At 61.5% G+C, this 13,529-nt stretch carries 11 protein-coding genes; 10 read left to right on the forward strand and 1 reads right to left on the reverse strand.

The window, feature by feature from the left end; genetic code table 11:
* Positions 1-68: 68 nt before the first annotated feature.
* The 10 genes from ACQZ6J_RS12135 to ACQZ6J_RS12180 all read left to right on the forward strand — a co-directional run bounded on the left by ACQZ6J_RS12135 (position 69) and on the right by ACQZ6J_RS12180 (position 11,961).
* Positions 69-1,142 (forward strand): 2,3-butanediol dehydrogenase, encoded by a 1,074-nt coding sequence (locus ACQZ6J_RS12135; protein WP_449084226.1) that lies wholly within the window; start codon positions 69-71, stop codon positions 1,140-1,142.
* Positions 1,143-1,206: 64 nt separating this feature from the next.
* Complete coding sequence (locus ACQZ6J_RS12140) at positions 1,207-3,006, forward strand: NAD(P)/FAD-dependent oxidoreductase (protein ID WP_449084227.1); 1,800 nt, start codon at positions 1,207-1,209, stop codon at positions 3,004-3,006.
* 242 nt (positions 3,007-3,248) lie between these two features.
* Positions 3,249-3,644, forward strand: coding sequence for a RidA family protein (locus ACQZ6J_RS12145; RefSeq protein WP_449084228.1), 396 nt, complete (start codon positions 3,249-3,251; stop codon positions 3,642-3,644).
* Between the two features lie 441 nt (positions 3,645-4,085).
* Complete coding sequence (locus ACQZ6J_RS12150) at positions 4,086-5,777, forward strand: ABC transporter substrate-binding protein (protein WP_163985467.1); 1,692 nt, start codon at positions 4,086-4,088, stop codon at positions 5,775-5,777.
* Between the two features lie 22 nt (positions 5,778-5,799).
* The gene (locus ACQZ6J_RS12155) at positions 5,800-6,783 is read left to right on the forward strand and encodes an ABC transporter permease (protein WP_163985466.1); all 984 of its coding nucleotides are present in this window, start codon (positions 5,800-5,802) and stop codon (positions 6,781-6,783) included.
* On the forward strand, positions 6,780-7,682 hold the full coding sequence (locus ACQZ6J_RS12160) for an ABC transporter permease (protein ID WP_449084229.1): 903 nt from the start codon (positions 6,780-6,782) through the stop codon (positions 7,680-7,682). The genes ACQZ6J_RS12155 and ACQZ6J_RS12160 overlap by 4 nt, the downstream gene beginning before the upstream one ends.
* A complete protein-coding gene (locus tag ACQZ6J_RS12165; RefSeq protein ID WP_449084230.1) occupies positions 7,679-8,494 on the forward strand; it encodes an ABC transporter ATP-binding protein in 816 nt (271 codons plus the stop codon). Before ACQZ6J_RS12160 ends, ACQZ6J_RS12165 begins: the two co-directional genes overlap by 4 nt.
* Entirely contained in the window at positions 8,491-9,417 is a 927-nt protein-coding gene (locus ACQZ6J_RS12170) for an ABC transporter ATP-binding protein (RefSeq protein ID WP_449084231.1), read from the forward strand. Before ACQZ6J_RS12165 ends, ACQZ6J_RS12170 begins: the two co-directional genes overlap by 4 nt.
* Positions 9,418-9,440: 23 nt before the next feature.
* On the forward strand, positions 9,441-9,911 hold the full coding sequence (locus tag ACQZ6J_RS12175) for a GNAT family N-acetyltransferase (protein WP_163985462.1): 471 nt from the start codon (positions 9,441-9,443) through the stop codon (positions 9,909-9,911).
* Positions 9,912-9,933: 22 nt separating this feature from the next.
* On the forward strand, positions 9,934-11,961 hold the full coding sequence (locus ACQZ6J_RS12180; protein ID WP_449084232.1) for a beta-N-acetylhexosaminidase: 2,028 nt from the start codon (positions 9,934-9,936) through the stop codon (positions 11,959-11,961).
* Positions 11,962-12,056: 95 nt separating this feature from the next.
* On the opposite strand, the gene ACQZ6J_RS12185 is transcribed toward ACQZ6J_RS12180, so the two are convergent.
* Positions 12,057-13,274, reverse strand: coding sequence for an ROK family transcriptional regulator (locus tag ACQZ6J_RS12185; RefSeq protein WP_449084233.1), 1,218 nt, complete (start codon positions 13,272-13,274; stop codon positions 12,057-12,059).
* Positions 13,275-13,529 lie beyond the last annotated feature (255 nt).

The following is a 13,529-nucleotide window of genomic DNA, read 5'->3' on the forward strand; positions in this document are numbered from 1 at the left end:
GTTCTGCCGCTGTCTGGCATGCCGCTTGCTGTCTTCTTGTTGCAAGAGCAAACGAGGAGGAAACAGGAATGAAAGCTCTCCGCTTCCATGCCGCCAAGGATCTGCGTATCGAAGATATTCCGGCGCCGGCTGAACCAGGGCCGGGCCAGGTGTTGATCGAAAATCGCTTCTGCGGCATTTGCGGCACTGATCTGCATGAATATGCCTACGGCCCGATCTTCGTGCCGAAGGAGCCGCATCCCTTTACCAAGGCGCATGGGCCGCAGGTTCTCGGCCACGAATTCGGCGGAGTGGTGAAGGCCATAGGCGAGGGCGTCAGCCATGTGAAGCTTGGCGATCGCGTCTCGGTCCAGCCGCTCATCATGCCCCGCGAGGGTGATTACTATGCGGATCGCGGATTGTTTCACTTAAGTTCGCAGCTCGCGCTTGCCGGCCTGTCGTGGCAGTCCGGCGGCATGGCGGGGGCGGCGTTGCTCAACGACTACAACGTGCAGCCTATCCCCGAGAGCCTGAGCGACGAGGAGGCCGCCCTCATCGAACCCACGGCCGTCGCCGTCTATGCCTGCGACAGGGCCGGCGTGACGGCCGGCAACAGCGTGCTGATTACCGGGGCGGGGCCGATCGGCATCCTGACGGCAATGGCGGCGCGCGCAGCCGGCGCGACGCAGCTCTTCATGTCCGATCTCAACGATACGCGGCTGGCGCTCGCAAGAGAGGCGCTCAGGGACGTGCGGACCATAAACCCGAGATCGGCGAATGTCGGAGATGTCATCCGCCGCGAGACGGAAGGCGGCGTGGGCTGCGATATCGCCATCGAATGCGTCGGCAACGAGCACGCCCTGAAGAATTGCGCCGATGCCGTGCGCAAGCAGGGCGTCGTCGTCCAGACGGGCCTGCACCCTCACGAGAACCCGCTGAACTGGTTCGACGTCACCTTCAAGGACATCGATATCCGCGGCTCCTGGGCTTACCCGACCCATTACTGGCCGCGCGTTGCCAGGCTGATTGCCAGCGGCCAGATTCCGGCCCTGCGGATCGTCACCAAGTTCGTGTCGCTCGCCGAAGCCGTCACCGAGGGCTTCGACCAGTTGCTCGATCCCGCCGGCAAGCACCTCAAGATCTTGATCGATCTGTCGCGATAACCGCGATCCACGGGAGCGGTTGAGGAGCCGCCCCGAAAATCTTCAAAGAGCAGGAGGAGATGAAATGCTCGACAAAACCCCGACCACCCGTATTCAGGCGCTTCTCGATAAATTCAGCGAGGCGCTTGCGGCCGGCCAGATCGACGAGGCCGTGTCCATGTTTGCGGAGGAATGCTACTGGCGCGATCTCGTCGCCTTCACCTGGAACATCAAGACCGTCGAAGGCCGCGATCAGGTCCGCGACATGCTGCAGGCCCAGCTTGCCGGCACGAAGCCCTCGAATTTTCGAGTCTCCGCCGGCGAGGAGGCCACGGAGGGGGACGGCGTACTCGAGAGCTGGATTTCGTTCGAAACCGGCGTCGGACGCGGCTACGGCCTCATCCGTTTCAAGAACGGGCTCATCTGGACATTGCTGACCGCCCTGGTCGAATTGAAGGGGCATGAGGAAAAGGCCGGTTTCACGCGCCCGCTGGGCGCCAAGCATGGCCAGAATATCGGCGCCAAGACCTGGAAGGAGGAGCGCGAGGAAGAAGCCCGAACGCTCGGCTACGACAAGCAGCCCTATGTCGTCATCATCGGTGGCGGGCAGGGCGGCATCGCCCTCGGCGCTCGGCTGCGCCAACTCGGCGTTCCCACCATCATCCTCGAAAAGAACGACAGGCCGGGCGACTCCTGGCGCAAACGCTACAAGTCTCTCTGCCTGCACGACCCCGTCTGGTACGATCACCTGCCTTACATCGATTTCCCGAAGAACTGGCCCGTCTTCGCACCGAAGGACAAGATCGGCGACTGGCTGGAATTCTATACGAAGGTCATGGAGCTGAACTACTGGACCCGCGCCACGGCGAAGTCGGCAAGGTGGGATGAGGCGGCGAAGGAATGGACCATCGTCGTCGATCGCGACGGCGAGGAAGTCACTCTCCGGCCGAAGCAGCTGGTCTTCGCCACCGGCATGTCCGGCAAGGCGAATATCCCGGATTTCAAGGGGCGGGAGAATTTCAAGGGAGAGCAGCACCATTCCTCTCAGCATCCCGGGCCGGACGGCTACAAGGGAAAGAAAGTGGTGGTCATCGGCTCGAACAATTCGGCCCACGACATCTGCGCAGCGCTGCACGAAGCCGGTGTCGATGTGACCATGATCCAGCGCTCGACCACCCATATCGTTCGGTCCGAAACGCTGATGGATATCGGGCTCGGCGCGCTCTATTCGGAACAGGCGCTGGCAAACGGCGTGACGACGGCAAAGGCCGACCTGATCTTTGCCTCGCTGCCATACAGGATCATGCACGAATTCCAGATTCCGCTCTACAACCAGATGCGTGAACGGGATGCCGATTTCTACGCGGCACTGGAGAAGGCCGGCTTCCAATTGGACTGGGGCGCGGACGGATCGGGCCTGTTCATGAAATATCTGCGGCGCGGTTCGGGCTACTATATCGACATCGGCGCATCGCAGCTGATTATCGATGGAAAGGTCAAGCTCGCGGCAGGCCAGGTTGACGAGATTACGGAAAACTCCGTGAAGCTTGCCAATGGCCAGGAGATTCCGGCGGATGTCATCGTCTATGCCACGGGCTATGGTTCGATGAATGGCTGGGTCGCCGATCTGATCGACCAGGAAACCGCCGACAGTGTCGGCAAGGTCTGGGGATTGGGTTCCGATACGCCGAAGGATCCGGGTCCATGGGAAGGCGAACAGCGCAACATGTGGAAGCCGACGCAGCAGGAAGCATTATGGTTCCATGGCGGCAATCTGCATCAGTCGCGGCACTATTCCCAGTATCTTTCCTTGCAATTGAAGGCGCGCATGGAAGGCATTCCGACACCCGTCTACGGCTTGCAGGCTGTCCATCACAAGCGCTAGATAGCTGGAGGATATGATTGTAATCATCTGAAATTGCTGCGGCTTCAACAAATGCTAAAGTTAATGTCTCGGTTGAAGCCGTAGCAAATCTGGTCGACATGGAACTCTGAATCGAACGAAACGATCTGGCGTGGCGGCGCTACCGCCGCTAATGAAGGTGCCAGGGGAGCCGCGCCCGAGCCTCTTTGCGATGAAGCGATGGCGGCTGCGGATTTCGACAACAGAGAGAGACCGAACACATCATGAGCAAGAACAAGCTGATCCGTTTTGATGTCGCCGACAACCAAGCCGGCGGCCAGCGCCGCCCTTTCGCTAAGGCTGTCAGGGCCGGAGATTTCGTCTATGTCTCGGGTCAGGTTCCGACCCGCAACGGCGAGATCGTCAGCGGCAATATCGTGACGCAGACCGAGCAGGTCATCGCCAACATCAAGGACGTGCTTGCGCTCGCCGATTGCACGCTCGAGCATGTGGTGAAGGTCAATGTCTGGCTGGACGATGCGCGCGACTTCTCGAGCTTCAATGCCGTTTTCGAAAAGCACTTCATCGATCACCCGCCGGCGCGCTCGACCGTCCAGTCGCCGATGATGGTCGACGTGAAGGTCGAGATGGACGTGGTTGCCTACAAGCCCGTCGACTGAGCGAGAGCATCTTTGCTGCGCTGATTGCGATCTGGCCATTGCCGCACCGCAATCCACATATCCGGCAGCTCCGCCCCAAGTCCCGGGGCTGCCGATCGGATGACTGATTTCCCGCACATCTGATTTTATGTCCTCGATGCCACGGCTCACGCGCCGGTATCGAGGACGTCGCTTCCCGGCCGTTTCTCACGGCACTTTTCGCGCCGCCGATCGGCGCGTTCGAGCCGTGACTCGGTCTCGATATCGCGGAAGCGCTGCGGCACACACATCCCTGATTTTCTTCCAGAACCCGATTGCGGCAAGCGATTGCCCGTCCGGCGGCGCCCTTTGCCAATGCCGAAGCCGTCCCCTGTTGATTTCCAATCTGCGATTGACGAGTCTCGAAACTCGATATTAAATCAATTTGATTGACTACTCGAAAACAACGAGAGGGAACTGCAAATGGGAATGAAGAAAAGAGCATTGCGAAATCTCTTCCATCGGACGTCTTGGGCAGCGGCGGCACTCGGAGCCTCGCTGGCTTTCGGCTCCGGCATCGCCTCGGCGGCCGAGGCCGTGCTGACGATGCACATCGAAGAGCAGACCAGCTGGGTCAGCAACTTCAATCCTTTCGATCTGGCCGGTCGTCGCCAGAGCACGATGGATTTCATCTATGAGCCGCTGGTCATCTTCAACGCCAATGATGGCGGCAAGCCGGTCTGGCGTTTGGCGACCAGCTACAAGTTCTCCGACGATCTCTTGTCGATCACTTATGATCTCCGCCCCGGCGTGAAGTGGTCCGACGGACAGCCGCTGACCTCGGCCGACGTGAAGTACACCATCGACCTGATGCTGAAGAACCCGGCCGTCGATACGGTCGGCGTCGGCCAGACAGTCGCTTCCGTCGAGGCGCCTTCGCCGACACAGGTGAAAATCAACCTCAAGGCCGTGAACTCGGAATTCCCCGAATCCCTGGCCGATCTCGCCGTCGTGCCGGAGCATATCTGGAAGGACATTGCCGATCCGGTCGCCTACAAGAACGAAAAGCCCGTCGGCTCCGGCCCGATGACCGAGGTCCGCCGCTTCACGCCGCAGGTCTACGAGCAGTGCCGCAATCCGAACTACTGGGATGCCGCCTCGCTGCATGTCGATTGCCTGCGCCTGCCGCAGATCTCGGGCAACGACCAGATGCTGGCGCTGTTGCCGGAAGGCACCGTCGACTGGATCGGTTCGTTCCTGCCGCAGATCGACAAGACCTTCGTCGCACTCGACCCCGAGCATAATGGCTACTGGCAGCCGCCGGCTGAAACCGTGGCCTTCCAGATGAACTTCAAGTCGTCGAATGCCGGTAATCTCGAGGCCTTCAAGGATCTCAATTTCCGCCACGCCTTCAGCCTGGCGATGGACCGCCAGTCGATGGTCGATATCGCCGGCTTCGGCTATCCGGTCGTCAACCTGCATGCCAGCGGTCTGCCGCCGCGCTTCGAAAGCTGGCGCAACAAGGCTGCCGAAGGCGACAAGGACGCCTTCATGGGCTTTGACACCGACAAGGCGAGCAAGATCCTCGACGATGCCGGCTACAAGAAGGGCGCCGATGGCTTCCGCACCACGCCGAGCGGCAAGCCGATCACCTTCGCTATCATCGTGCCGAACGGCTGGACCGACTGGATCGACGCCGTGCAGATCGCCGTCGAAGGGCTGCGGGCTGCAGGCATCAACGCCTCTGTCGCCACGCCCGAATACGAGCAGTGGCGCAAGCAGCTGCTGGACGGCAGCTTCGATGTCGTAATGAACTCGCGAGCCGATAGCGCCACGCCGTTCCAGGGCTACTATCAGAGCCTGTCGACGGCCTATGCCGGAAAGCTCACCGTTTCCGCGCCGCGGTACTCCAACCCGAAGCTCGATGCGCTCTTCGATCAATATCTGAAGTCGTCTTCCGATGGCGATCACAAGAAGATCTTCAATGATATCCAGGTTCTGATCGCCGATGATTTCCCGGTCGTGCCGGTCTTCAACGGACCGACCTGGTATCAGTATTCCAGCAAGCGCTTCACCGGCTGGGTCACCGACAAGGATCCGGTGATGAACCCGGAAAACCACGACAACAATCGCATGCGTCTCATGCATCTGCTGCGTCTGAAGCCGGTCCAATAAGACCACAGCGAAGGAAGCAGAGATGCGTGTTTCAAGCCGGCGCCTCGGCGTCTATGCGGTGGCCCTGGCCTTCGCGATCGTCGTGAACTTCATTCTTCCCCGGCTTATGCCGGGGAGCCCCGTCGACGCCATGGTCGCCCAGCTCGGGCCGCGGGCCACGCCCGCGGCCGTGGAGGCGATCAAGGCCCGCTTCGGTGAGATCGATCAGCCGATCATGCTGCAGTTCCTCGACTATCTCAAAGGGCTCGCCACCTTCGATCTTGGCGTTTCGGTCAAATATTATCCGCAGACGGTGGTCCAGGTATTGAGCCGGGCCACGCTGTGGACCGTCTTCCTGGTCGTGACAGCGATCATATTTTCGTTGTGCGTCGGCGTCGTACTCGGCGCCATCTCGGCCTGGAGGCGCGGCGGGCGGTTCGATACGATCGTATCGCCCTTCGCCGTGATCCTGTTTTCGATACCACCCGTCATCGTGGCGCTCACCAGCCTGTTCGTTTTCGCCGTGTCGCTGCGCTGGTTCCCTGTGGGATATGCCTATGATCCCAACCTCGATCCGGGCTTCAACTTCACCTTCTTCGGCAGCGTTTTCATGCATGCGATCCTGCCGGTCCTGACGCTTTCGCCCTTTCTCGTCGGTGAATTCCAGACGACCATGCGCTCGTCCATGATCGTCGTGCTCGGAGAAGACTATGTGACGATGGGCCGGGCAAAGGGGCTCAGCAACCTCGCGGTCATGTTCAGCTATGGCGCCCGCAATGCCCTGTTGCCTGTCCTGACCAACCTTGCGCTGATACTCGGCGCCGTCTTCGGTGGCTCGATCGTCACCGAGATCGTCTTCAACTATCCGGGGCTCGGCCTGACGCTGTTTACCGCCAGCGTGGCGCGAGACTATCCCGTCATTCAGGGACAATTGCTGCTGATGACGCTCGCGACCCTCGGCGCCAATTTCCTCGTCGACATCATCTACGGTCTCGTCGATCCGCGATTGAGGGAGGCAGGACGATGAGCTTTTCTCCGCGATCCATTTTCAGTCAGAAGAAGGCGCTCGTCGGCTTCGTCATCGTCGCCGCGCTGTGCCTGATGGCGATCTTCGCTCCGGTCATCGCTCCGGGCGAGCCCGGCGCTCGCGTAGGCCGTTCGCATCAGCCGCCATCGGTCGAGCATGTATTCGGCACCACCAAGATGGGCCGGGATGTCTACAAGCAGTTCGTCTGGGGCGCCAGAAGCTCGCTTTCCGTCGGCTTTGCGACAGGCATCGTCATTACCGTGATCGGCACCGCGATCGGTCTCATCGCCGGCTACGCCGGCGGCAAGACCGATGCCGTACTCGACCTTGCCACCAATGCCGTGCTGGTCATACCGAACATGCCGCTACTTATCCTGCTTGCCTCTTTCGCGGGCACAGTCGGCCCCATGACGATCATGATTATCATCGCGTTGACCTCGTGGCCGTGGGGCGCGCGCATGACGCGCTCGCAGACGATGGCGCTCCGCAACCGCGATTTCGTCACCGCCGCCAAGATGATCGGCGAGCCGGCCTGGCGTATCATTTTCGTCGAGATCCTGCCCAACCTGACGCCGCTGATCGGCATCAACCTGGTCGGCAGCATCATCTACGCGATCGTCGCCCAGACCACGCTCGAATATCTCGGCTTCGGCGATCCGCTGAAGGTCACCTGGGGCACCATGCTCTACAACGCGCAAAATGCCTCGGCCATCATGGTCGGCGCCTGGTGGGATATTGGCGTGCCCGCGATCGGCATCGCGCTGACGGGACTTGGCCTCGCGCTGATCAACTTCACCTTCGACGAAATCGCCAATCCGCAATTGCGCTCCGGCCCGGCATTGACCCGTTGGTTCCGTCTGACCCGCGCCCGCAACCGCATGATGAGGTCTGGCCAATGAGCGACAACCTGCTTGAGATCGAACACCTCAATATCGACTACCTGCTCGACAAGGGCGATTTCCGGGCGGTGAAGGACGTGTCCTTCAATATCGGTCGCGGCGAGATCTTCGGTCTTGCCGGCGAGTCCGGCTGCGGCAAGAGCACGATCGCCTATGCGATCACGCGGCTCTCCAAGGCGCCTGCCTGGATCAGCGGCGGAAGCATTCGCCTGGATGGCCGGGATCTGTTGAAGATGCCGGAAAACGAGCTGCAGAGGATCCGCTGGAAGCGCATCGGCATGGTGTTCCAGAGCGCCATGAATTCGCTCAATCCGCTGATGCGCGTGGAAGCGCAGTTTCACGACGTCCTGCATCGCCATACCGGGTGCTCGCGCCAGGAATCGCGTGCCCGCGCCGAGGAGATGTTCAAGCTGGTGGGTATTCCCGCGCATCGCGTCAGCGATTACCCGCACCAGTTTTCCGGCGGCATGCGCCAGCGCATCGTCATTGCCATCTGCCTGGCGTTGCGTCCCGAACTCATCATCATGGACGAACCGACGACGGCTCTGGACGTCGTCGTGCAGCGGGAGATCCTGGAACAGGTTCTCGACCTGCAGCAGACCTACGGGTTCTCGGTACTCTTCATCACTCATGATCTGCACCTGATGGCGCAGTTGTGCCACCGCATCGGCGTCATGCTGAAAGGCGAACTGGTCGAGGTCGGCGATGTCACGCAGGTCAGCCAATCGCCCGTTCACGACTATACGCGCAAGCTCTGGAACGCCATCCCGCAGCTTCCGGCCAGCGCTCACCTTTCCGGAGTTTTCGCATGAAACCGCAGATACAGGCCGTGACTGCAGAACCCGTCATCCGGCTCGATGATATCCAGCGCCACTTCGGCACCGTGCATGCCTTGAAGAGCGTCTCCTTCTCCCTCTTTGCAGGCAAGGCGCTCGCGCTGGTCGGTGAATCCGGCTGCGGCAAGACCACATGCGCCCGCATCATCGCCCGGCTGGACAAGCCGACGGCCGGCAGGCTGCTGTTCCGTGGGCAGGACCGCACGGCACGCGGTTCGGGCAAGGAAGAGCGGATGTACCGCAAGGACGTCCAGATGGTCTTCCAGGATCCGTTCTCCTCCCTCAACCCGGCTTTCACCATCAACCACCACATCGCCCGGCCGCTGCAACTGCATGGTCAGGACAAGCCGAAGGCCGAGCGGGACGACGACATATCGAAGCTGCTCGAAAGCGTCGGGCTTGATCCAGCGGTAACGCGCCAGAAGTTTCCGCATGAGCTCTCCGGCGGCCAGCGTCAGCGCGTCAACATCGCTCGCGCGCTGGCGGTCGCGCCGAGCGTGCTGGTGGCGGATGAGCCGACGTCGATGCTGGACGTATCGATCCGCAAGGACATTCTCGATCTGCTGGCGCGGGTAAAGCGGGAAAACGATCTCGCCATGCTCTACATTACCCACGATATCGCGACGGCAGCCCATGTCGCGGAAGAGATCGTGGTGATGTTTGCCGGCCAGATGGTCGAGTGGGGGGATTCCCATGCTGTCCTTGCCAATCCGAAGCATCCCTATACGCAGTTGCTGCTTTCGGCGGTGCCGCATGGCGGCCGCAGGTTCGTGACCGGCGGCAGCGCCCGCTTTCTTGAACAGGCGGAGAAGATCCGCTCGCTCAGCCGGCCGATCTCGACCGAGGTGGAACAGCTCGGCCCCAATCATTTCATGCGTGCGCTCGTCGCATCGAACTAGATCGAACTAGAAGGATTTTTCCCTTGGATTACCTGGTCAATCTATCGACCCTGCCGGCAGACACGCAGTCGCCCGAGCGCATGGCGAAGGCCGGCGTCACCATCCGGCGCGCGCTGCCGCCGGAACTGCGGCTCATCGTCGGCTGGGTCGGCAAGCACTTCAGCGAGGGATGGGCAAGCGAGACGACGGTGGCGATGACGCGCCAGCCGCCGACATGCTTTATCGCCACGCTTGATCGCGAACTTGTCGGCTTTGCCTGCCACGAGGCGACGGCGCGCGGCTTTTTCGGCCCGACGGGTGTCGATGAAAGCGTACGCGGTCTCGGCATCGGCCGCGCGCTGCTGTTTGCATGCCTCAATGATCAGAAGGCCATGGGCTACGGCTATACCGTTATCGGCGATGTCGGCCCTTCGGAATTCTACGAGAAGACGGTCGGCGCCATAATGATCCCCAATTCGGCTCCCGGCATCTATGCCGGCATGCTCAAGCTTTGAACAATCCCTTCAGGAAGAGAGAATGCCCATGTCCACACCGCGATCCCTGGCTCTGCGGCTTGAAACCACCTGGAACCCGCCGACCGACGACAAGGAGTTTTCCTACGTCCTGCGGCTGAAGAACCTGTCCTCGGAGCCGCTCTCGGGCTTTTCGCTCTGTGTCAGCGGCCCCGGGCGCGTCGATCCGGCCGGCATCGTCGAAGGCGCGACGGTTACGAAGCGGCTTTCCAACTTCACCGAGTTCCAGCCGCCGGAAGGTTTCGTGCTGGGGGCAGGCGAAACCTGGACCATCACGGTTCGTGCTTTGAGCTGGCAGTTTCGCCATTGGAACGATGGCGCCAACAGCGCCTATCTCGCTTTGCGCGACGGCACCACGATTTCGCTTGGCACCGAGCCGACGCGCACATCGGCGAGCAATGCGCCGTTGAAGCGCGGCGCGGAGATCTATCCGGTGCCAGCTAATCCGCCGGTGCCGCTGTCGATCATTCCCTGGCCGAACCGCGTAGCCGTATCGTCCCGCCGCCCGCTGCCGGCAGGCTTTGCCCTGAAGGCTACGGCGCCGGAAGCGCAGGCTGCCGCCGCAAGTTTCACGAGCCTTGTCGAGCACCTTTTTTCGGCTGAAGGTCTCATCCGTTCCGAGGCGGAAGGTGCCGTGCCGGTGGAATTGCGCCAGGTTGAAGGTCTCGGCGCCGAGGCCTACAGGCTCGCTTTTTCGCCTGAGACCGTAACCGTCGAAGCAAGCGCGCAGACCGGCTTTGTCTACGGTCTCGTTACCATTGGCCAGATCTGGCGCGGCGCGCGTCTATATCCACAGGCATTCCACTTCCCGGCGGGTGGCGAAATCGTCGACGAGCCTGTCATGAGCTGGCGCGGCCTGCACCTTGATGTCGCACGGCAATTCTACGGTTCGGCTGAAATCAAGAAGCTGATGGCGGTGCTTGCCTGGAACAAGCTCAACCGCTTCCATTGGCATCTGTCTGATGATGAAGCCTGGCGCGTCGAGATCGATGCCTATCCGGCGCTGACGGAGATCGGCGCATGGCGCGGCCACGGCCTGCCGATGCCGCCGCTTCTCGGCTCCAGCCCGGCTCGCACCGGCGGCTATTATACCAAGGCCGTCGTGCGCGATATCGTTTCCTATGCCAACGGTCTTGGCATCGAGGTTCTGCCGGAGATCGACATACCCGGTCATTGCTACGCCATGCTCCAGGCAATTCCCGAGCTGCGCGATCCCAACGAGGCCGGCAGCTATTATTCGGTCCAAGGCTTCCCGGACAACTGCATCAACCCGGCGCGTGAGAAGACCTATGAGGTGATCGAAACGATCCTCTCGGAACTGATCGAGCTCTTCCCGTTCAAGACGATCCATATCGGTGCCGACGAGGTTCCGCTCGGTGCCTGGTCCGGCTCGCCGGAAGCGCTGGCGCGGCTGCGCGAACTCGCCGGCAACGACGTGGCGGACGCCCATGCCAAGCGTTTGAACGTCATCACCAACACGCATGGCGCCGACGATATTCACGGCTCGGGCGCGGCCTACCTGCAGGCGGAATTCCTGGAGCGTATCCAGGCGTTTCTTGCCTCGAAGGGCTGCGTGACGGGCGGTTGGGAAGAAGCCGCCCACGGTGACAGGATCGACAAGGACAAGAGCTATCTCTGCAGCTGGCGTAACGTCGAGGTCGCGGCCGAGCTTGCCGGCCGCGGATACGAGATCGTCGTCTGCCCGGGGCAGGTCTATTATCTCGACATGGCGATGCGCCCGGATTGGGACGAGCCTGGCGCAAGCTGGGCGGGCCATTCGGATCCGGAAAAACTCTACACCTTCGATCCCGTCGGTGGCTGGACGGATGCCCAGAAGGAAAAGCTTCGTGGCATTCAGGCCTGCATCTGGTCGGAGTCGATGACTGATCGCGCCATCTTCGACCGGCTGGTCTTCCCGCGCCTCTCGGCATTGGCGGAGACCGGCTGGACGAAGCCCTCGGCGAAATCCTGGGAACGGTTCAAGGCGCTGGCCGGCACCATGCCGCTACTCTACGGCCTGCATCAATTCTGATAGCCTGATGCATGGCTCTCAGGCGCGGCCCATGTCGGTCGCGCCTGAGCGACATTGATAAAACGCAGTTCGGAGGGTCTGCGGAGCCTGCGCCGTTACACGGCGCTACGGTGCGTGAGCGGTTTCTGCAAGACGTCGAACTGCGGGTTCGTTTCCGAGAAAATGGGCAGGGCCGCCGCGCCGAGGATGGCGGTGTCCTTGCCTGTCGCGCCGATCATCAAGCGGGGAATAGTGCGCCTTTCGGTCGGGTTTACCGGAATATGGAGCGGTTCGACGTGCTCGGCCAGGCCGGTCATCAAGGATGTCGGCGCGCTGCCGCCAAGCACGATCGTCTGCGGATCGAAAGCAAGCTCGAGAAAATCGATTGTCTGGCGCAGCGGCTGCACCGCCTGTTCGAGCCAGGCCTTCAGACCACGGCTGTTTGCGGCGATCATGGCATCCAGGTCGTCGGGGTCCCGCTCCTGGGCATCCTCGATGCCGAGACATTCATAGGCAACGGACGGCGATACATAGCGATCGAGGCAGCCGCGTTTGCCGCAGGTGCAGAGCCTGCCGTGCGGCTCGACGATGATGTGACCGATTTCGCCGGCATTGGCGCGGCTGCCCTTGTAGAGATGGCCGTCGAGGAACATGCCGGCGCCGATGCCGCCATCTCCCGCCAGGAAAAGATAGACGAAGCTTCCAAGACCGCGGGCAACGCCGTAGAGACGCTCGCCGATCGCCGCGGCCGTCGCATCGTTTTCGACCAGCACGGGCAGGTCGATAAGCCGTTCCAGTTCGCTTGCGACCGGGAAATCCTGCCAGCCCGGCAGGTTGAGCGGGCTGAGCGACGTCACGCCGCCATCCGCATAACGTCCGGGCAGGGCGATGCCGGCCCCGAGCAGCCGGTCACGATCGAAGGTAAAGGCCTGTTGCAGATCTCCGACGATCGCGGCAAAGATCGGCATCGCCTCGGCCGGCCCCGGCCGGTCGACATGGCGCTCGATGCGGGCGCGGACTGTGCCCGACAGATCCGTGAGCACGCCGACCGCGCGCCGGCGGCCCAGTTCGAGGCCGATGGAATAGGCGCCGGTAGGGTTGATGGTGTAAGGAATGATCGGCTGGCCGCGCGCGATCTTCTGCGCCTCCATCGGGATCAGCAGATGCGAGCGCGACAACTCCTCCACGATGTTCGAAACCGTCTGCGTGGTCAGTGCGGTCATGCGGGCAATGGCCGCGCGCGACATCGGTCCGTTGGTGCGTATGGCTTCGATCACGACACGCCGGTTATGCGATTTGGCCTGTTCGAGATTCGTGCCGGAAATTGTCTTCATGAGATGCTTGGGGATTGCTGGATCAGCATTCGTTTGTGTTATTGCTTGTCACGCTTTGCCATTGCGTGAGGGAGGGCGGCTGCCTGCCGTTGCTTGCCTCTGTATCGTTACTTTCCATGCTTTTGCCGGCTGGTTCAAGTCGCGAACGGTCCGGTTGGCCATGGCGGAGGATAATACATAGGTTTTTTTCTTTTCCGTGGATGCTCGCAGCGGATCTTTACTGCGGCAAGCCTCGGGCCGGAATTTAACGGCCGC

This window comes from Rhizobium sp. A37_96, assembly GCF_053521765.1.

What these genes read in the sequence shown, in the direction of transcription:
- ACQZ6J_RS12145 (WP_449084228.1), top strand. Translation starts at nt 3,249, where the DNA reads ATGAGCAAGAACAAGCTGATCCGTTTTGATGTCGCCGACAACCAAGCC.
- ACQZ6J_RS12150 (WP_163985467.1), top strand. Translation starts at nt 4,086, where the DNA reads ATGGGAATGAAGAAAAGAGCATTGCGAAATCTCTTCCATCGGACGTCT.
- ACQZ6J_RS12170 (WP_449084231.1), top strand. Translation starts at nt 8,491, where the DNA reads ATGAAACCGCAGATACAGGCCGTGACTGCAGAACCCGTCATCCGGCTC.
- ACQZ6J_RS12185 (WP_449084233.1), bottom strand. Translation starts at nt 13,274, where the DNA reads ATGAAGACAATTTCCGGCACGAATCTCGAACAGGCCAAATCGCATAAC.
- ACQZ6J_RS12135 (WP_449084226.1), top strand. Translation starts at nt 69, where the DNA reads ATGAAAGCTCTCCGCTTCCATGCCGCCAAGGATCTGCGTATCGAAGAT.
- ACQZ6J_RS12140 (WP_449084227.1), top strand. Translation starts at nt 1,207, where the DNA reads ATGCTCGACAAAACCCCGACCACCCGTATTCAGGCGCTTCTCGATAAA.
- ACQZ6J_RS12165 (WP_449084230.1), top strand. Translation starts at nt 7,679, where the DNA reads ATGAGCGACAACCTGCTTGAGATCGAACACCTCAATATCGACTACCTG.
- ACQZ6J_RS12155 (WP_163985466.1), top strand. Translation starts at nt 5,800, where the DNA reads ATGCGTGTTTCAAGCCGGCGCCTCGGCGTCTATGCGGTGGCCCTGGCC.
- ACQZ6J_RS12160 (WP_449084229.1), top strand. Translation starts at nt 6,780, where the DNA reads ATGAGCTTTTCTCCGCGATCCATTTTCAGTCAGAAGAAGGCGCTCGTC.
- ACQZ6J_RS12180 (WP_449084232.1), top strand. Translation starts at nt 9,934, where the DNA reads ATGCCCATGTCCACACCGCGATCCCTGGCTCTGCGGCTTGAAACCACC.